Below are 18137 nucleotides of genomic sequence, written 5' to 3'. Positions count from 1 at the left end.
TACGGATGGTGCAGCACAGGGTGGGATACGCGCCCGGGGTGTACGACCTGTTCCACGTGGGTCACCTCAACATCCTGCGGCATGCCCGCAGTCAGTGCGACTACCTGGTCGCGGGGGTCGTCTCGGACGAGATGGCCGCCCTCGCCAAGGGCCACACGCCCGTCATCCCGTTGCGCGAACGGCTGGAGATCGTCCGCAGTGTGCGGTTCGTCGACGCCGCGTTCGTGGAGACCGTGCCGGACAAGGTCGAGACCTGGCAGCAGGTCCGGTTCGACGTGATCTTCAAGGGCGACGACTGGCGGGGCACGGAGAAGGGGAAGAAGCTGGAGCGCGACTTCGCCGAGGTCGGGGTGGAGGTCGTCTACTTCCCGTACACCGTGCACACGTCCAGCACCCAGTTGCGCCGGGCGCTGGACGTGCTCGTCAGCCGGGACGGAGCGCTCTCAGCTCCCTGAACCACTTGGCGAGGAAGGCCGCCAGGAAGAGCGTGTGGACCACCGCGAGCACGGCGTACCCGGCCCGGAAGGCCCCGGGTGCGCCGAGCAGCAGGAACACCAGGCAGAACACCCCGTAGTCGGCGGGCAGCAGGGCGACCGCCCGGGCCCGGGAGACGGGTGCGGCGGAAGCCGTCACGGTCGCCGGCTGTTCGGCGGCCGTCTGCGCGGCGGCGGCCGCCTTGCCGAGCTGCTCGCGCAGCAGCCCCGCGCAGAAGGTGACCACGGCGGCGAGCTGGAAGCCCAGCGGCAGCAACAGCCAGCCCTCCGAGGGCAGTTCCCCGAAGCGGTAGAAGGAGATCAGCACGGCGGTGTGCACGAGCACCAGCTTGCCGCAGTCCACCACATGGTCCAGCCACTCGCCGGCGGGCCCGCCCCGGCCGGTGAGCCGGGCGAGCTGGCCATCGGCGGAGTCGAAGGCGAAGCCGACGACGAGAGCCGCGTACACCACGATGGCCAGCGTCCAGGACGGTTCGACGAGTGCGACCGCGGCGAGCGCGGAATAGGTGAACAGGGCGCTGACCAGAGTGACCTGATCAGGCGTCAGTCCCACCCGGTACGCCCCCGCCGCGAGGAACCGCCCGGCCGGGCGGTTCACGTACCGCGAGTAGAGCGAGACGCCCTTGGCGCTCTTCTGTGCGCCGCGCAGTTCGCGCAGCACCGTGCCCGTGCTTCCCATACGCCCCCCAGCGTCCGGCATTGCCCGCATCATGACATGTGCGCGCCGGGGCCGTGGCGTGATTGGCGTGGACGGAACAGTTCCGTGATCATGCCCGCGGTTCCGTGATCCTGCCCTCGCGCCCGCGCTCACGTGATCCCGCTCGCGCGGGCAGTGCTCTCGCGGGGTCGCCTCACCGCAGGCCGCGCTCTCGCCGGTTCGCCCGGCCGTGGGCTACTTCTCGTCGGTGAGCTGCTCGTCCAGTTCGTCGAAGAGCAGCTCCTCGTGCTCGACCTGCCCGGTGCGGTACGCGGAGCGGGCGACCAGGTGCGAGGCGACCGGGCCGGTGAGCATCTGGAAGAAGCCGATCAGCCCGAGGGTGGCGAGGTCCATGCCGGTGCGCAGCCGCAGGGCGACCCCGGCCAGCACCAGGATGATGCCGAGGGTCTGCGGCTTGGTCGCGGCGTGGCTGCGGGAGAGGACGTCGGGCAGCCGCAGCATGCCGATCACCCCGAGCAGGCAGATCGCCGCGCCGAGCAGGGCGAGGACGGCGCCGGCCGTGTCGAGGATCTGGAGCCAGACGTTCACTGCGGGCCCTCCTTGGTGTCACCGGGCTGCGCGGGGAGGGACGTGCGGTTGCGGGGCCGGTCGCGTACGGCGATGAAGCGGGCGATGCCCACCGAACCGGTGAAGCCGAGGAACGCGAGCACCAGCATGATCGGGAAGTAGAACGAGTCCAGCGCGAAGGCGGACTTGGCGCCGAGCCCGGCGATGATCAGGGCGGCGATCACGTCCAGCGAGATCGCCCGGTCCAGCATGGAGGGGCCGAGCCAGATCCGGGCCAGCAGCAGAAGGCCGGCCAGCAGGATCAGGGCGACGGCGGCGGTCAGCAGAATGCGGTCGATCTGGTCGAATACGCTCACGGTGCGGGCCTCCCGGCGGCCAGTTGCGGCGGTGGGGGCGGTTCGGCGACGCGGGCGATCTCGTCGGAGGTGCCGAAGGCCCGTACGGTCAGTTCCTCCAGCCGCCACACCTGAAGCCGGGCGGCTTCGAGCTCCTCGGGGTCGTCGGCGTCCAGGACGTGCAGGAAGACGGTGGCGGTGGCCCGGCGCACCTCGATGACGGAGCCGCCCGGCACGTTGGACACGGCGACGGCGACGGCGGCGAGCATCAGGTCGCTGCGGCAGCGCAGCGGCACGCCGATGACGGCGGCCCGGTGCGGCAGGCCGACGAAAATCTGGCGGGTGACCTTCACTCCCGAGGTGTACATGTCGTACAGCAGGTATCCGGCGAGGCGGATGATGCCCCAGGGGTGGAGCCGGAGCCCCAGGTCGACCTGGGGCAGCGGGAAGGCCAGGCAGACGGCGACGGCGACGATCACGCCCGTGATGATGTTGGCCAGGTTGAAGGTGGACCAGAGCAGCACCCAGATGAGGGTGAGCCAGGCGATCAGGGGCAGGTCCAGCACACGTCCGCGACGGCCGACCTTGCAGCTCAGCGGCGGCATGTCGGCGTTGCGGAACGAGAACCGCGGGGTACGGCTCACCGGCCCAGCACCTCCTCGATGTAGGGCGTGCGCTTCAGGAGCTCGGCGGCCGAGCGGTCGGTGAAGGCGGTGAGCGGGCCGGCGAGCACCGTGAAGGACAGGCCCAGCACGATGGTCGCCGCGGTGGCCGCCATCATGGGCTTGGGCAGCCGGCTGGTGGTGGTGACGGCCCGTCCGTGCAGCGTCGCGGCGACGGCCCGGCCGGCCGGCCGGCGTACGGGCTCGATGCCCTCGTCACCGGTGCCGGGGACGCCGTCCGGGCCCTCGTCGCTGTCGTCGTCGCTGTCGTCCCCGGACTCCAGGACCGTGCCCGCCTCGGCCTGCCCGGGCGGGGCCGCCCGCCAGAACGCCAGGTTCCAGACCTTGGCGGTGACGTACAGCGTCAGCAGGCTGGTGACCACCGAGCCGGCGACCAGGATCCAGGCCCAGGCGCTGCCGTCCGCGACGCCCGCGCGCATCAGCCCGAGCTTGCCGATGAAGCCGGAGAGCGGGGGGATGCCGGCGAGGTTCATCGCGGGGACGAAGAAGAGGAGCGCCAGCATCGGCGCGGCCTTGGCCAGCCCGCCGAGCCGGGTCAGCTCCGTGGTGCCGCCCCGGCGTTCGATGAGTCCCGCGACCAGGAACAGGGTGGTCTGCACGGTGATGTGGTGGACGACGTAGACGATGGCGCCGCCGTACGCCTCGCGGGTGGCGAGGCCGATCCCGAAGACCATGAAGCCGATGTGGCTGATCAGGGTGAAGGAGAGCAGCCGTTTCAGGTCGGTCTGGGCGACCGCGCCGAGGATGCCGATGACCATCGAGGCCAGCGCGACGGCCATCAGGAGGTCGCCGATCCGGTTGCCCGGGAAGAGGAGCGTCTCGGTGCGCAGCATGCAGTAGACGCCCACCTTGGTGAGCAGTCCGGCGAAGACGGCGGTGACGGGCGCGGGGGCGGTCGGATAGGAGTCGGGGAGCCAGGCGGCGAGCGGGAAGACGGCGGCCTTGATGGCGAAGACGGTGATCAGCATCGCCTGGATCAGGGTCTGTACGCCTATGGGCAGATCGGGCAGCCGCTGGGCGAGCTGCGCGAAGTTGGCGGTGCCGGCCGCCGCGTACGTCATGGCGATGGCGATGAGGAAGAGCATCGAGGAGAACAGCGAGATGATCACGTACGTGGAGCCGGCCCGCATCCGGGGTCCGGTGCCGCCGAGCGTGAGCAGCACGAAGCTCGCCACGAGCATGATCTCGAAGCCGACGTACAGGTTGACGAGGTCGCCCGCCAGGAAGGTGCAGGAGACTCCGGCGACCAGGATCAGATAGGCGGGGTGGAAGACGGCGACCGGTGTCTCGCGGTCCCGGTCGGTCATGCCCTGGCCGAGGGAGTAGATCAGCACGCAGAGCGTGACGGCCGAGGAGACGGTGAGCATCAGCCCGGAGAGCCGGTCGGCGACCAGGGTGATGCCGAGCGGCGGGGCGAAGTCGCCGAGGTGGACGGAGAGCGGGCCCTGCCGGTCGGCGGCGATCATCAGGATGATGGACAGCGCCAGTACGGCGGTGAGCACGGCGACGCTGATGAAGCGCTGGAACCGTTGCAGGCGGGTGCCGAAGGTGAGGCTGAGACCGGTGGCGCAGAGCGGCAGCAGCACCGGCAGCGGGACGAGCGCGTTCATCCGGTGGCTCCTCGGTCGTCGCGGGGGTAGCGGTCGTCGGCCTTGGCGTCGCCGTCGCGTTCGTAGTCCTCGGGGTCGGCGCCGATGACGTCGTTCCAGAGGTCGCCGGAGGCGTCGCGGCCGCGGGCCTGGCGGGCGCGGTCGGCGCGCAGCCGGTCGCGCAGCTTGCGGCGCTCCTCGCGGTAGCGTTCGCGCTCGCCGTCGGTGGGCACGGAGCCCGAGCGGAACTCCTCGCGCAACTGGGCCCGCTCCCCCAGCACTTCGGCGCGGAGCACGATGCGCCGGTCCTCCAGGTCGTCGTGCACCTCGTCGGTGCCGGTGATCTGGTGGCTGCGGTAGGCCATGGCGAGCAGGAACGCGGTGGTGCCGAGGGTGATGACGATCGCGGTGAGCGCGATGGCCTGCGGCAGCGGGTCGGTGACCCGGCGCAGGCTCACCCCGTACAGGAGCGGCGCCGCGCCGGCGGTGCCGGTCGAGGAGAGGATCAGCAGGTTGACGCCGTTGCTCAGGATGACCGCGCCGAGCAGGATGCGGGTCAGCGGCCGGGTGAGCATGAGGATGCCGCCCACGGCGCAGAGCACCACGGCGGTGGCGAGGAGTGAGGCGCTGACGATCATCGGGATTCCCCTCCGGCCTCGGGGCCGCCCGATGGGGTGAGCGCGCCCGCGGCCCGTTCGATCTGCCGGTCGATCTTGGCGCCGAGGGCCCGGACGATGTCCAGGACGACGCCGAGGACCAGCAGGTACACGCCGAAGTCGAAGAGGATCGGCGTGCTCATGTGGAAGTCGCCGAAGACCGGCAGGTGCCCGTGGTAGGTGAAGGCGTGCAGCACGGTGCCGTCGATCAGGCCGAGGAGCGCCACCCCGGTGGAGATGAACAGGCCGAGTCCGGTGAACAGGCCCGGTTGCAGGGGCGCGGCCTCGGCCAGTTCGAAGCGGCCGCCCGCCAGGTAGCGGGTGATCAGGGCGACCCCGGCGACGAGTCCGGCGACGAAGCCGCCGCCGGGCATGTTCTCGGCGCAGAACAGCAGGTAGACCGAGAGGATCAGGATGGGGTGGAACAGCAGCCGGGCCACCACTTCGAAGACGATCGAGCGGTGCTCGGGGGCGAGGGTCGAACCGGCGGCGAGCCAGCTGCGCTCGGGGGCCACGTCGTCGCCCTGCGGCAGACGCGTCGAGTGCTGGGCCGACAGCGACCAGGCGGTGCGGCCCTTCAGCTCGTCCTGGAGCATCGGTCCGTCGCTGCGGCGGTGCAGGTAGATGAGGCTGGTGACGCCGATCGCGGCGGCGGCCAGCACGGCGGACTCCCCCATGGTGTCCCAGGCGCGCAGGTCGACGAGGATCGTGGCGACCACGTCCTTGTACCCGTGGTCGGCGACCTCCTTCACCATGGCGGCCCCGGCGGGTTCCTCGGTGCGCGCGGCGGCGGCGACCCAGACCGCGACCCCGATGGTGGCGGCCGCGGCGAGGGCCACCGGTACGCGGATGGCGCGCCGCCAGGTGGAGACCTTCTCCTCGAAGTGGACCGGCATCCGGCGCAGCACCAGGACGAAGACGATCATCGCGACGGTCTCGACGCAGAACTGGGTGAGCGCCAGGTCCGGCGCGCCCTGGACGACGAAGAGCAGCGCGGTCCCGTAACCGATCAGACCGCTCAGGACGACCGCCTTCATCCGGCGTCGTACGGTCAGGCAGAGCAGGGCCGCCAGGCAGGTGAGCGCGGCCACCCCGCCCTGGAGCGGGTTGTCCCAGAGCCGGGGGGCCACGGCGCCCTGCCAGGGCTCGTCGGTGAAGAGGACCGCGAGCTGCCCGCCGAGCATCACCAGCAGCGTGGTCGCCAGGTACACGGAGAGGGAACCGCGCTGGATGAAGCCGGTGACCTGGAGCGCGAGGCGTTCCTGACCGAGCAGCAGATGGCCGAAGACGCTGTCGGCGGTGGGCCAGGCGATGCGCCGGGAGACCTTGGTGACGGTGTCACGCCCGAGGAAGAGGACCGCGCCGGCCGCCCAGGCGAGCGCCGACAGGAGCAGGGCGACGCCGAATCCGTGCCAGAGGGCCAGGTGGTAGGGGTGCTCGGGCGCGGGATAGGTGTCGGCGTACGCGCCGAGCAGGCGGTCGGTCAGACCGACGGCGGGGCCGAGCACCAGGCCGAGGACGGCGAGCAGGGCGGGCGGGGCGAGGAAGGCCCAGCCGACGCGGTGTACGGGGGTGTCGGCGACGCCGGGCTTCCGGGCGAAGGCGCCCCAGACGAACCGCAGGGTGTACGCGGTGGTCAGCGCGGAGCCCGCCACGACGACGGCCAGCGCCCACCGGTCGGCGGCGGAGCCGTGCAGCAGCGCCTCGAACGCGGCCTCCTTGGCGGCGAAGCCGAGCAGCGGCGGCAGGGCGGCCATGGAGGCGGCGGCGAGGCCGGCGACGACGGCGACGTACGGCAGGGAGCGGCCGACCCCGGAGAGCTTGCGCAGGTCGCGGGTGCCGGTGGCGTGGTCGACGATGCCGGTGACGAGGAAGAGCGGTGCCTTGAACAGGGCGTGACCGAGGATCATCGCGGCGGCGGCGAGGGCCGCGTCCCGGTTGCCGGTGCCGGCGAGCAGGGTCAGGAAGCCGAGCTGGCTGACGGTGCCGTAGGCGAGGACGAGCTTGAGGTCGTTGAGACGCAGCGCCCGCCAGCCGCCGAGCAGCATGGTCGCGCCGCCGAGCACCAGGATGACGGGTTTCCACACGGGTACGTCGGCGAAGGCGGGCGAGAGCCGGGCGACCAGGTACACCCCGGCCTTGACCATCGCGGCGGCGTGCAGATAGGCGCTGACCGGGGTCGGGGCGGCCATGGCGTTCGGCAGCCACATGGAGAACGGCCAGATCGCGGACTTCGACAGCGCCCCGCTCAGGATCAGCACGAGCGCGATGGAGACGGCGAGGGTCGCCTCCGGCGGATCGGCGACGATCGCGGAGATCTGGTAGGTCCCGGCGGCCTGACCGACGATCAGGAAGCCGACCAGCATCGCGAGGCCGCCGAGCGTGGTGACCATGAGCGCCTGGAGGGCGGAGCGGCGGCTGTGCCGGTGTTCGCTGCCGTGGCCGATCAGCAGGAAGGAGAAGACCGTGGTCAGCTCCCAGAACACGTACAGCGTGATCAGGTCGTCGGCGAGGACGAGGGCGAGCATCGCCCCCGCGAAGGCGAGCAGATTCCCGGCGAAACGGCCCAGTTGCGGCGTGTCGTCGCGGAAGTAGGACGCACAGTAGAGCAGGACGAGTGCCCCGACCCCGGCGGCGAGCAGGACCATCAGTTCGGACAGCGCGTCCAGACGCAGGTCGAGCGAGACGTCGTAGTCCGGGATCCACTGCCAGGACCACGTGACGGCGTCACCTGATGCGGCGGTGTCCCAGCGGGTGAACGCCCAGACGGTGGCGGCGACCGGGGGCAGCGCGAGCACGACGAATGCGCGCCTGCCGAGCCGGCGCACCAGCGGGCCTGCGCAGGCGGCCAGCGCGAAGTGGCAGATGATGAGGGCGATCACAGAGGAGAGTCCGGGTTAGAGGGCGGGGCAACCGGAATGAAGAGCACTAGATACAAATATATCTTCCCAGGTCGTTCACCCGTCCGGCGCGCCGCCCTCCCCCCTTACCCCACTGCTATATGAGGCGTTTTCAGCAGTTTCAGTGATTTCGATGGTTTCGACCGCTCAAGACGTTTCATCCGTTTCGAGTGCACTGGATCACTGCTCGGACCCGGGCCTCCCGAGGCGATCAGGGCAGCACGGCGATCCCGTCGATCTCGACCATCGCCTGTTCGTCCCAGAGCCTGGCCACCCCGATGACCGCCATCGCCGGGTAGTCGCGCCCCGCCAGCCGACGCCAGATCCGGCCCAGTTCGGCGGCGTGCGAGCGGTAGTCGGCCACATCGGTGGCGTACACCGTGACGCGGGTCAGGTCGGCGGGGGCCCCGCCCGCCGCGTGCAGGGCGGTGAGCAGGTTGGTGAGGGCGGTGGCGAACTGTTCGGGCAGGGTCGCGCCGACGACCTTTCCGTCCGGGTCCAGGGCGGTCTGCCCGGCGAGGAAGACCAGGTGGCCGCCGGTGGCGACGACGGCGTGCGAGAAGCCGGTGGGCGGGGAGAGTTCGGGCGGGTTGATCCGGTGGGAGGGGCTCATACGGGCGGCTCCTGGGGGTCATGGGGGTCCTGGGGGTCCATGGCAGGGGGCTCCTGGGCGACGGACCGCTGAGGGGCGGTCTGCTGGGCGGCCGTCTGCTGAGGGGCGGTCTGCTGAGCAGCCGTCTGCTGAGCGGCCGTCTGCTGGGCAGCCGTCTGCTGAGCGGCCGTCGCGTACAGCTCCTTGGCGATGATGGCCCGCTGGACCTCGCTGGCGCCCTCGTAGATCCGGGGCGCGCGGACCTCGCGGTAGAGGTGTTCGAGCAGATGGCCGCGGCGCAGGGCCCGCGCGCCGTGCAGTTGGACGGCGGTGTCGACCACGTACTGCGCGGTCTCGGTGGCGTACAGCTTGGCCATGGCGGCGCGGCGGGGCACGCCGCTCTCCCCCGCGTCGTACGCCGCGGCCGCCGCGTACACCAGCAGGCGGGCGGCCTCGGTGCGGGTGGCCATCTCGGCGACCTGGTGGGAGACGGCCTGGAGGTCGCTCAGCGGGCCGCCGAACGCGGTGCGCCGGGCGGTGTGGGCCACGGTGGCGTCGAGGGCGGCGCGGGCCATCCCCACGGCGAACGCGCCGACGCTGGGGCGGAAGAGGTTGAGGGTGCTCATCGCGACCCGGAAGCCCCGGTCGGGCTCACCGAGGACGTCGTCGGCGGTGACCGGTACGCCGTCGAACTCCAGGGTGCCGATCGGGTGCGGGGAGAGCATGTCGAGCGCGGAGCCGGTGAGCCCGGGGCGGTCGGAGGGGACCAGGAACGCGGTGATCCCGCGCGAGCCCGCGCCCGGGGTGGTGCGGGCGAAGACGGTGGCGAAGTCGGCCTCGGGGGCGTTGGAGATCCAGCACTTCTCGCCGGTGAGCCGCCAGCCGCCGGGGACGGGTTCGGCGGCGAGGCTCAGGGCCGCCGCGTCGGACCCCGCGCCCGGCTCGCTCAGCGCGAACGCGGCGACCGCGCGTCCCGCCCGGACCTCGGGGAGCCAGCGCTCGCGGTGGGCGGGGGTGCCGGACCGCACGATCGGGGTCGCGCCGAGGCCCTGGAGGGCGAGGGCGGTCTCGGCCTCGGTGCAGCCCCGGGCCAGGGACTCGCGCAGCAGGCACAGGTCCAGCGCCCCGGAGCCGAACAGCCGGTCCAGCAGGCCCAGCTCACCGAGGGCGGCCAGCAGCGGGCGGTTGACGCGCCCGGCCTCTCCCTTCTCCGCCAGCGGGCGGAGCTGCTGTTCGGCGAGGGTGCGCAGCTCCTCACACCAGGCGGTCTGTTCCGGTTCGAGGGAGAATGCCGTCATGGCGGCGCCTCTCTTGTCGCGTCTTGTCCGTCTTATCGCGTCTCTGTCCGTGCCGGTCTTCGCCCTGCGGGTCTGCCACATCGCCGGTCCGTGCTTCACCGGTTCCTGTTCCGCCGGTCCTCGCCCTGTCGCGTCTTCAGCCCGTCGCGCCCCAGTCTTATCGCGGACCGTTGACTACCGTCACCCAAACGATACGCTCCAGAGGCGACAAGGGGGCGATCCTTGATGGAGCCGAATTCCTCGCCGAACACGCCCGCAGCCGCCGCCGACGCGTCCGTACGCGTCCCCGGCGCGCACACCGACACGTTCACGCGCGACCACCTCCCGCCGCCGGAACAGTGGCCGGAGCTCCTGCTGGACGGTCCGGAGCCGCGTTACCCCGACCGGCTGAACTGCGGCCGCGAGCTGCTGGACCGCACGGTGGAGGAACGGGGCCCCGACCGCCCCGCGCTGCGTGCGGGCGACGGCTCCGTCTGGAGCTACGGCGAGCTGCGGGAGACGGTGGACCGCATCGCCCACGTGCTGACCGAGGACCTGGCCGTGGAGCCGGGGAACCGGGTGCTGCTGCGCGGGCCCACCACGCCCTGGCTGGCCGCGTGCTGGCTCGCCGTCATGAAGGCGGGCGCGGTCGCCGTGACCGTGCTGGCGCAGGCGCGCGCGAGCGAACTGGCCACCATCTGCTCGCTCGCCCGGGTCAGCCACGCGCTGTGCGACGCCCGCTCGGTGGAGGACCTGGCGAAGGCGGACGTGGACGGGCTGCGGATCACGGTGTTCGGCGGGGCGGGCGACGCGGACCTGACCCGCCTCATGCGCGCCCACCCCGCCCCGTACCGGGCGGTGGACACAGCCGCCGACGAGGTCGCCCTCATCGCGTTCACCTCGGGGACCACCGGCCGGCCCAAGGGCTGTATGCACCTGCACCGGGACCTGCTGGCCATCGCCGACACCTTCTCCCGGCAGGTGCTGCGGCCCGTCGCCGACGACGTGTTCGCGGGCAGCCCGCCGCTCGGCTTCACCTTCGGCCTCGGCGGGCTGCTGGTCTTCCCGCTGCGGGCCGGGGCCTCCGCGCTGCTGCTGGAGCAGGCCGGGCCGCGGCACCTGCTGCCCGCGCTGGCCCGGCACCGGGTGTCGGTCCTGTTCACCGCCCCGACCGCCTACCGCACGATGCTCGGGGAACTGGACGGCCACGACCTCTCGGCGCTGCGGCGCTGTGTGTCGGCCGGGGAGAACCTGCCCGCGGCGACCTGGCAGGCGTGGTTCGAGGCCACCGGGCTGCGGATCATCAACGGCATCGGGGCCACCGAACTGCTGCACATCTTCATCTCCGCCGCCGACGACGCCATCCGGCCGGGCACCACCGGCGTCCCCGTGCCGGGCTGGCAGGCCCGGGTGGTGGACGAGCACGGCGATGAGCTGCCGGACGGCGAACCGGGGCTGCTCGCCGTACGCGGACCGGTCGGCTGCCGCTATCTGTCCGACCCCCGGCAGAGGGAGTACGTGCGGCACGGCTGGAACATGACCGGGGACACCTTCGTCCGCGAGCCGGACGGCTACTTCCGTTACGTGGCCCGCGCCGACGACATGATCATCTCGTCCGGCTACAACATCGCGGGCCCCGAGGTGGAGGACGCCCTGCTGCGCCATCCGGAGGTCGCCGAGGCGGCGGTGGTGGGCCGGCCGGACGAACTGCGCGGGGAGATCGTGGTGGCGCACGTGGTGCTGCGGGAGGGCTCGGAGCAGACGGCCGACTCCCTGCGCGCCCATATGAAGGGCAGCCTGGCCCCGCACAAGTGCCCGCGCCTCTTCGTCTTCGAGCAGTCCCTGCCACGTACCGCGACCGGGAAGCTCCAGCGGTTCCTGCTCCGGGACCAGCCGCTCTAGAGTGATCACGTGGCCGAGCTGCGCACCCCCCGTTCCCTGATCGTCACGCTCTACGGCGCCTACGGCCGTCCGGCGGACGGCGCGCCCTTCGCGGTGGCGGAGCTGATCCGCCTGCTGCACGCCGTGGGCGTCGACGCCCCTTCCGTACGCTCCTGCGTCTCGCGGCTGAAGCGGCGCGGGCTGCTGGTCGCGGCCCGGGCGGCGGACGGCTCGGCCGGGTACGCCCTGTCGCCGGACGCCCGCCAGCTGCTCGACGACGGCGACGGGCGCATCTACGGCCGTGTCCTCGGCCGCCCCCCGCACCGGCTCGACGACGGCTGGGTCCTCGCGGTGTTCTCCGTCCCCGAGGCCGAGCGCAACAAGCGCCACCTGCTGCGCTCCCGGCTGGCCCGCCTCGGCTTCGGCACGGCGGCCCCCGGGGTGTGGATCGCCCCGGCCGGCCTCCACGAGGAGACCCGGCACACGTTGGAACGGCTCGAACTCGCCCCGTACGTCGACCTGTTCCGCGGCGACCACCTGGGATTCGCCGCGACCCGCGAGTCGGTGGCCCGCTGGTGGGACCTGGACGCGGTGGCCCGCCTGCACCGGGACTTCCTGGAGCTGCACGAACCGGTGCTCCGCGAGTGGGATGCGACCCCGGACACCGCGGAGGGCCCCCGCCCGCAGGACGCCTACCGGGACTATCTGCTGGCCCTGGACTCCTGGCGGCAACTCCCGTACGCGGACCCGGGGCTGCCCGAGGAGCTGCTGCCGGGGGACTGGCCGGGCGGGCGCTCGGCGGAGGTGTTCGGCAAGCTGCACGAGCGGCTGCGGGACGCCGGGGAGCGGTTCGTACGGGGGTGAGGGTGCGGCGCCCGTCCCGTCACCCCAGCCTGAGCCGGGGTTTCGGGGCGTCCGTGCGGCCGGTGGGCGGGGGGCGGCTGCCCGCGCCGTAGGGGAGCGGCCAGGGCGCGCCCGGTCCCGCGTAGCCCTGTTCGGCCGCCGCGTGCAGCGTCCAGTTCGGGTCGTAGAGGTGCGGGCGGGCCAGGGCGCACAGGTCCGCGCGACCCGCGAGCAGCAGGGAGTTGACGTCGTCCCAGGAGGAGATCGCGCCGACCGCGATGACCGGGACGTCCACGGTGTTGCGGATCCGGTCCGCGTACGGGGTCTGGTAGGAGCGGCCGAACTCGGGGCGCTCCTCGGGCACCACCTGGCCGGTGGAGACGTCGATGGCGTCGGCCCCGTGGGCGGCGAAGGCGCGGGCGATCTCCACGGCGTCCGCCGCGTCGGTGCCGCCCTCGGCCCAGTCGGTGGCGGAGATCCGGACGGTCATCGGGCGCTCCCGCGGCCAGACTTCGCGGACGGCGTCGAAGACTTCGAGGGGGAAGCGGAGCCGGTTCTCCAGCCGTCCGCCGTAGGCATCGGTGCGGCGGTTGGTGAGCGGGGAGAGGAATCCGGAGAGCAAGTAGCCGTGGGCGCAGTGGAGTTCGAGGAGGTCGAAGCCGGAGTCGGCGGCACGGCGGGCCGCCTGCGTGAACTGCTCGCGCACGGCGTTCAGTTGGGTTCGGTCGAGCTCTCGCGGGATCTGGCTGACGCCTGGCGCGTACGGGAGCGGGGAGGCGGCTGCCAGTGGCCAGTTGCCGGTCTCCAGGGGCTGGTCGATGCCCTCCCACATCAGCTTGGTGGAGCCCTTGCGGCCGGAGTGGCCGAGTTGGACGCCGATGGCCGCGCCGGGCGCGGAGGTGTGGACGAAGTCGGTGATCCGCCGCCAGGCGGTGGCCTGTTCGTCGGTCCACAGACCGGTGCAGCCGGGGGTGATGCGGCCCTCGGGGCTGACGCAGACCATCTCGGTCATGGTGAGTCCGGCTCCGCCGAGCGCACGGGCTCCGAGGTGGACGAGGTGGAAGTCGCCGGGGAGCCCGTCCGTGGCCGAGTACATGTCCATGGGTGAGACGACGACCCGGTTGCGCAGTTCGAGGCCGCGCAGCCGCAGCGGGGTGAACATCGGCGGGGTGCCGGGCGGACAGCCGAACTCCTCCTCCACGGCGGCGGTGAAGGTGGCGTCGCGCAGCCGCAGGTTGTCGTGGGTGACCCGGCGACTGCGGGTGAGCAGGTTGAACGCGAAGCGTCGGGGCGGCTGTTCGACGTAGTCGGCCAGCTCCTCGAACCAGCGCAGACTGGCCGCCGCGGCCCGCTGGGTGGAGGCGACGACCGGGCGGCGCTCGGCCTCGTACGCGGCCAGTGCGGCGGGCAGGTCCGGCTGTTCCTCGATGCAGGCGGCGAGCGCGAGGGCGTCCTCGACGGCGAGCTTGGTGCCGGAGCCGATGGAGAAGTGGGCTGTGTGGGCGGCGTCTCCGATGAGGACCGTGTTCCCGTGCGACCAGTGGGAGTTGGTGACCGTACGGAAGGTGAGCCAGCTGGACCGGTTGGCGCGCAGGGGCCTGCCGTCCAGGGCTTCGGTGAAGAACTTGGCGCAGCGGGTGGTGGATTCGGCCGGGTCGCAGGCGTCGAGTCCGGCGGCGCGCCACACCTCCTCGCGCATCTCGACGATGACGGTGGAGGCGTCGGCCGCGTACGGGTAGCCGTGCATCTGCATGACGCCGTAGGGGGTTTCGGCGATCTCGAAGCGGAAGGCGTCGAGTGCGAAGTCGGCGGCGAGCCAGATGTAGCGGTTGCGGTGTTCGGTGAGGGCCGGGCCGAAGGCTTGGGGATGCGCCTCGCGGGTGGCGCTGTGCACCCCGTCTGCGGCGATGACCAGGTCGTGGCGGGCGGCGAGTTCGGCGGCGGGCGGGGCCTGTGCACGAAAGCGGAGGTCGACGCCGAGTGCGGTGCAGCGCTCGTGGAGGATCTCCAGCAGCCGGCGGCGTCCGAGGGCGGCGAAGCCGTGGCCGCCGGAGGTGTGGGTGCGGCCTCGGTGGACGATGTCGATGGTGTCCCAGCGGACGAACTCGGCTCTCAGCGCCCCGAAGACCTCCGGGTCGGCGTGCTCGATGCCGCCGAGGGTCTCGTCGGAGAGGACGACGCCGAAGCCGAAGGTGTCGTCGGGGGCGTTGCGCTCGTACACGGTGATCGAGCGGGCCGGGTCGAGCCGTTTGAGGAGGGCGGCGGCGTAGAGACCGCCGGGCCCGCCGCCGATGACCGCGACACGCCGCACGGGGGAGGGCGGGCGTCCGGGAGCGGGCGGCCGATCGGGGACGGGCACCCGGTCCGGGACGGGCGGCCGGCCGAGAGCGGGCCCCCGGTCGGCCACGTCGGCCGCGTGCGGGGGCCGGGCGTCTTCGGGAGCGCCGATCGCGCCCGGAGGCCGGGTGTCTTCGGAGCCGCTCGCCACGGCTACCTCCCCCGCCACTTCGGGGGCCGCTTCTCGGTGAAGGCGGCGTGGAACTCCGCGTAGTCCTCGCCGTGCATCAGGAGCGCCTGGGTGTTGGCGTCCAGCTCGACGGAGGCGGCGAGCGGCATGTCCAGCTCGGCGGTGAGCAGCGCCTTGGTCTGGGCGAGGGCGAGGGCGGGGCCGTCCGCGAGGCGGCGGGCCAGCTCGGCGGCACGGGCATCCGCCTGCCCCTCGTCGGCCAGCTCGCTGATCAGCCCGATCCGCTCCGCCTCGGGGGCCCGCACGGCGTCCCCGAGCATCAGCAGCCGGGTGGCGTGGCCGAGGCCGACGACGCGGGGCAGGAGGTAGGCCGCGCCCATGTCGCCGCCGGAGAGGCCGACCCGGGTGAAGAGGAAGGCGAAGCGGGCGGAGGGGTCCGCGACCCGGAAGTCGGCGGCCAGCGCCAGCACGGCCCCGGCTCCGGCGGCGACCCCGTGGACGGCGGCGACGACGGGGAAGGGGCACTCGCGCAGGGCCCGTACGACCTGTCCGGTCATCCGGTTGAACTCCAGGACGGCTGCGGTGTCCATCGCGAGGGTCGCGCCGATGATCTCGTCCACGTCGCCGCCGGAGCAGAAGCCGCGCCCCTCACCGGCGAGCACGAGGGCGCGTGCGGAGCGTTCCCGGGTCAGCTCGGCGAGGAGGTCGCGCAGATCGGCGTAGGCGCCGAAGGTGAGGGCGTTGAGTTTTTCGGGGCGGTCCAGTGTGACGGTCACCACACCGTCGTCCCGGGTGATCCGGAGATGGCGCCACTCCTCCACGCTCGGGGCGGAGCTGGGAAACGAGCTCATGAAGGGGTTCCCTTCAGCAATCGGGCGGGTTGCCGGCCGTGCGCGGGTCGCGTTCCGCCACCGAAGTTATCACCCATATGTGACTGCCGTCACGAGGCCGCAATACGGCGACCATGAGACTGTTGTGTCGAAAGTCCCCTTTGCACCGGTCGACCGCCTCTATGGCAACGCCTGTGCGGTTCGTAAGGTTGACACCAGGAAGTCTCGATACGCGATGCCGATGAGTCGAGAAGTCCCGATGACGCGTCGCGGAACTCCGATGACGAATCACGGAGCCCCGATGACGCGTCGAGAGAGACCCCGAGACGAGTCGAGAGACCCGATGAGTCGAGAAGTCCCGCTACAAGGAAGACCCGCTCCCGAACGGAACCCCGCCGTGCCGCCCGATGTCCCTGTTCCCGCTTCCTGGCGTATCGCCCTGCCGCACTCGACGGCGGCCGTGCCGATCGCCCGCGCTCTGGTCCGTACGGCCCTGTCGGACATCGACGCGCCCGCGGACAGCGACACCGCCGAGCTGCTCACCGCCGAGCTGGTGGCCAACGCGGTCGAGCACACGATGAGCAGCGAGCCCATCGAACTGGTCGTGGAGCTGCTGCCCACCGGCTGCCAGGTCGAGGTGCACGACCACGACCCGGCCCCGCCCGGCGACCTGTCCCGGCCGCAGCCCGGCTTCGAGGTCGACCCCTGGCAGGAGCACGGCCGCGGCCTGCTGCTGATCCGCACCCTCAGCTCCGCCTGCGGTCACCGCACCACGGAGCACGGCAAGGCCGTCTGGTTCACGCTTCCGGCGATCCCGTCCCAGCCGGGTCCGTCCCCGGAGAGCTGACGCCGGCGGTGACGAGCCGGGACCGCTTGCGCCCGTAGCAGGCGTAGAGCAGCGAACCGGCGGCGAGGAAGACCGCGAACTGGACCCAGGTCGTCCAGCCGGTCCCGTACATCAGATACAGGCAGAACGCGACGCCGAGCAGCGGACTCACCGGGTAGAGCGGCACCCGGAAGGTCCGCTCCAGCTCCGGGTTGCGGCGGCGGAGCACCACGACCGCGACGTTGACCGCGACCATGGTGGCGAGCGTGCCGATGGTCGTCAGGTTGACGACGACGTCCAGCGAGGCGAACGCGGCCGGGACGGCGAAGACGCAGGCCACGATCCAGGTGTTGGCGACCGGGGTGTGGGTCTTGGGCGAGACCCGCTCGAAGACGCGCGGGATCAGCCCGTCGCGGGACATCGACATCAGGATGCGGGTCTGCCCGTACATCACGGCGAGCACCACGGAAGCGATCGCGACGACCGCGCCGAAGGCGATGATGCCGCCGCCGACCGTGGAGTCGGTGACCTGGTTGACGACCAGCGAGAGGGCGGCGGGCTTGTCGGAGACGGCGTCCGCGCCGAGCGCGCCGATGGCCGACAGGGCCACCGCGCAGTAGAGCAGCGTGACGACGCCGATGCAGATCAGGATGGCTACAGGGATGTTCCGGCGCGGGTTCTTGACCTCTTCGCCGGCGGTGGTGATGGCGTCGAAGCCGATGTACGAGAAGAACGCCAGCGACGCGCCCGCGGTGATCCCGCCGAGCCCGTGGCCGGCGAACGGCACGAGGTTGTCGTCCTGGAACGCGGTGAACGCGATCGCGCAGAACGCCAGCAGGATGCCGATCTTCAGGACCGCCATGGCGGCGGTCGCGCCCGCGCTCTCCCGGACGCCGCGCACCAGCAGGGTGGCGGCCATGGCGATCACGACGACCGCGGGGAGGTTGATCACGCCGCCGTCGCCGGGCCCGGCGGACACGGCGGCGGGCAGTTCCCAGCCGATCAGGCTGTTCAGCAGCTCGTTGACGTACTGGCTCCAGCCCACCGCGACCGCGGAGACCGAGACGCCGTACTCCAGCATCAGGCACCAGCCGACGAGGAACGCCGTGCGCTCGCCGAGGGCGGCGTACGCGAAGGAGTACGAGCTCCCGGAGACCGGGATCGCGCTGCCCAGCTCCGCGAAGGAGAAGGCGGTGAAGATGCAGGTGATCGCGGCCAGGATGAACGAGACCACGACGGCGGGCCCGGACTCGGCGACGGTGTCGGAGAGGCCGACGAAGATGCCGGTGCCGACGATGGCGCCGACGCCGAAGCAGACGAGCTGGAAGAGGCCCATCGTCCGCTTGAGGCCGTGGCCCTCCAGGTCGCCGCCGGACTCGGCGATGAGCTGATCGGGACTCTTGCGGCGCAGACCGGGCTTCGAGAGGTTCGGGAGACCGGGGCGCTTCGGGGTGCCGGACGACGGCAGACCGGGGCTCATGCGGGACGTTCTCTTCTCTGGTGGTGCAGTGGGGGGACGGCCCCGTGCGCGTGGACGGC

Annotated in this window: 16 protein-coding genes; 4 read left to right on the top strand and 12 right to left on the bottom strand. The window is 72.2% G+C overall.

The genetic code is table 11. From position 1 onward, the window contains the following. Nucleotides 1-5 precede the first annotated feature (5 nt). Nucleotides 6-455, top strand: a complete 450-nt coding sequence (locus tag ACLJPL_RS13720) for an adenylyltransferase/cytidyltransferase family protein (RefSeq protein WP_015612087.1) — start codon at nt 6-8, stop codon at nt 453-455. On the opposite strand, the gene ACLJPL_RS13715 is transcribed toward ACLJPL_RS13720, so the two are convergent. From ACLJPL_RS13715 to ACLJPL_RS13675, 9 genes are all read right to left on the bottom strand, one after another. After that, a complete protein-coding gene (locus tag ACLJPL_RS13715) occupies nt 424-1173 on the bottom strand; it encodes a CDP-alcohol phosphatidyltransferase family protein (RefSeq protein ID WP_411081078.1) in 750 nt (249 codons plus the stop codon). The two genes, ACLJPL_RS13720 and ACLJPL_RS13715, sit on opposite strands and share 32 nt — an antisense overlap. 213 nt (nt 1174-1386) lie before the next feature. After that, nucleotides 1387-1740: a monovalent cation/H(+) antiporter subunit G gene (mnhG, locus tag ACLJPL_RS13710; protein WP_411081077.1), complete on the bottom strand. Its 354-nt coding sequence runs from the start codon at nt 1738-1740 to the stop codon at nt 1387-1389. Then, on the bottom strand, nt 1737-2075 hold the full coding sequence (locus tag ACLJPL_RS13705) for a monovalent cation/H+ antiporter complex subunit F (RefSeq protein WP_411081076.1): 339 nt from the start codon (nt 2073-2075) through the stop codon (nt 1737-1739). The genes mnhG and ACLJPL_RS13705 overlap by 4 nt, the downstream gene beginning before the upstream one ends. Continuing rightward, the gene (locus tag ACLJPL_RS13700; protein ID WP_411081416.1) at nt 2072-2659 is read right to left on the bottom strand and encodes a Na+/H+ antiporter subunit E; all 588 of its coding nucleotides are present in this window, start codon (nt 2657-2659) and stop codon (nt 2072-2074) included. The genes ACLJPL_RS13705 and ACLJPL_RS13700 overlap by 4 nt, the downstream gene beginning before the upstream one ends. 35 nt (nt 2660-2694) lie before the next feature. Next, nucleotides 2695-4347, bottom strand: coding sequence for a Na+/H+ antiporter subunit D (locus ACLJPL_RS13695; RefSeq protein WP_411081075.1), 1653 nt, complete (start codon nt 4345-4347; stop codon nt 2695-2697). Next, nucleotides 4344-4964 (bottom strand): Na(+)/H(+) antiporter subunit C, encoded by a 621-nt coding sequence (locus ACLJPL_RS13690; RefSeq protein ID WP_411081074.1) that lies wholly within the window; start codon nt 4962-4964, stop codon nt 4344-4346. Before ACLJPL_RS13690 ends, ACLJPL_RS13695 begins: the two co-directional genes overlap by 4 nt. Beyond that, on the bottom strand, nt 4961-7864 hold the full coding sequence (locus ACLJPL_RS13685; RefSeq protein ID WP_411081073.1) for a Na+/H+ antiporter subunit A: 2904 nt from the start codon (nt 7862-7864) through the stop codon (nt 4961-4963). The genes ACLJPL_RS13690 and ACLJPL_RS13685 overlap by 4 nt, the downstream gene beginning before the upstream one ends. A gap of 229 nt (nt 7865-8093) precedes the next feature. Continuing rightward, nucleotides 8094-8495, bottom strand: a complete 402-nt coding sequence (locus ACLJPL_RS13680) for a RidA family protein (protein ID WP_411081072.1) — start codon at nt 8493-8495, stop codon at nt 8094-8096. After that, nucleotides 8492-9772, bottom strand: coding sequence for an acyl-CoA dehydrogenase family protein (locus tag ACLJPL_RS13675; protein ID WP_411081071.1), 1281 nt, complete (start codon nt 9770-9772; stop codon nt 8492-8494). The genes ACLJPL_RS13680 and ACLJPL_RS13675 overlap by 4 nt, the downstream gene beginning before the upstream one ends. A gap of 225 nt (nt 9773-9997) precedes the next feature. On the opposite strand from ACLJPL_RS13675, the gene ACLJPL_RS13670 reads away from it, so the two are divergent. After that, the gene (locus ACLJPL_RS13670) at nt 9998-11653 is read left to right on the top strand and encodes an AMP-binding protein (protein WP_411081070.1); all 1656 of its coding nucleotides are present in this window, start codon (nt 9998-10000) and stop codon (nt 11651-11653) included. 9 nt (nt 11654-11662) lie between these two features. Next, on the top strand, nt 11663-12496 hold the full coding sequence (locus tag ACLJPL_RS13665; RefSeq protein WP_411081069.1) for a PaaX family transcriptional regulator C-terminal domain-containing protein: 834 nt from the start codon (nt 11663-11665) through the stop codon (nt 12494-12496). Nucleotides 12497-12515: 19 nt separating this feature from the next. Here ACLJPL_RS13665 and ACLJPL_RS13660 read toward each other — a convergent pair whose 3' ends face one another. Both ACLJPL_RS13660 and ACLJPL_RS13655 read right to left on the bottom strand, forming a co-directional pair. Next, a complete protein-coding gene (locus ACLJPL_RS13660) occupies nt 12516-14786 on the bottom strand; it encodes a bifunctional salicylyl-CoA 5-hydroxylase/oxidoreductase (protein ID WP_411081415.1) in 2271 nt (756 codons plus the stop codon). Nucleotides 14787-14965: 179 nt separating this feature from the next. Next, a complete protein-coding gene (locus ACLJPL_RS13655) occupies nt 14966-15793 on the bottom strand; it encodes an enoyl-CoA hydratase family protein (protein ID WP_411081068.1) in 828 nt (275 codons plus the stop codon). 376 nt (nt 15794-16169) lie between these two features. Between ACLJPL_RS13655 and ACLJPL_RS13650 the strand changes: the two genes are divergently transcribed. After that, entirely contained in the window at nt 16170-16619 is a 450-nt protein-coding gene (locus ACLJPL_RS13650) for an ATP-binding protein (protein WP_411081067.1), read from the top strand. Here ACLJPL_RS13650 and ACLJPL_RS13645 read toward each other — a convergent pair. After that, nucleotides 16570-18078, bottom strand: coding sequence for an amino acid permease (locus tag ACLJPL_RS13645; RefSeq protein ID WP_411081066.1), 1509 nt, complete (start codon nt 18076-18078; stop codon nt 16570-16572). The genes ACLJPL_RS13650 and ACLJPL_RS13645 overlap by 50 nt on opposite strands. Nucleotides 18079-18137 lie beyond the last annotated feature (59 nt).

This window comes from Streptomyces sp. cmx-18-6 (genome assembly GCF_046548915.1).
In the GTDB taxonomy this organism is placed as follows: domain Bacteria; phylum Actinomycetota; class Actinomycetes; order Streptomycetales; family Streptomycetaceae; genus Streptomyces.
The sequence above is the reverse complement of the archived record's forward strand: the minus strand, read 5'-3'. Positions and strand labels throughout refer to the sequence as shown.

What these genes read in the sequence shown, in the direction of transcription:
- ACLJPL_RS13675 (WP_411081071.1), bottom strand. Translation starts at nt 9,772, where the DNA reads ATGACGGCATTCTCCCTCGAACCGGAACAGACCGCCTGGTGTGAGGAG.
- ACLJPL_RS13670 (WP_411081070.1), top strand. Translation starts at nt 9,998, where the DNA reads ATGGAGCCGAATTCCTCGCCGAACACGCCCGCAGCCGCCGCCGACGCG.
- ACLJPL_RS13720 (WP_015612087.1), top strand. Translation starts at nt 6, where the DNA reads ATGGTGCAGCACAGGGTGGGATACGCGCCCGGGGTGTACGACCTGTTC.
- ACLJPL_RS13700 (WP_411081416.1), bottom strand. Translation starts at nt 2,659, where the DNA reads ATGCCGCCGCTGAGCTGCAAGGTCGGCCGTCGCGGACGTGTGCTGGAC.
- ACLJPL_RS13715 (WP_411081078.1), bottom strand. Translation starts at nt 1,173, where the DNA reads ATGGGAAGCACGGGCACGGTGCTGCGCGAACTGCGCGGCGCACAGAAG.
- ACLJPL_RS13645 (WP_411081066.1), bottom strand. Translation starts at nt 18,078, where the DNA reads ATGAGCCCCGGTCTGCCGTCGTCCGGCACCCCGAAGCGCCCCGGTCTC.
- ACLJPL_RS13655 (WP_411081068.1), bottom strand. Translation starts at nt 15,793, where the DNA reads ATGAGCTCGTTTCCCAGCTCCGCCCCGAGCGTGGAGGAGTGGCGCCAT.
- ACLJPL_RS13680 (WP_411081072.1), bottom strand. Translation starts at nt 8,495, where the DNA reads ATGAGCCCCTCCCACCGGATCAACCCGCCCGAACTCTCCCCGCCCACC.
- ACLJPL_RS13690 (WP_411081074.1), bottom strand. Translation starts at nt 4,964, where the DNA reads ATGATCGTCAGCGCCTCACTCCTCGCCACCGCCGTGGTGCTCTGCGCC.
- ACLJPL_RS13695 (WP_411081075.1), bottom strand. Translation starts at nt 4,347, where the DNA reads ATGAACGCGCTCGTCCCGCTGCCGGTGCTGCTGCCGCTCTGCGCCACC.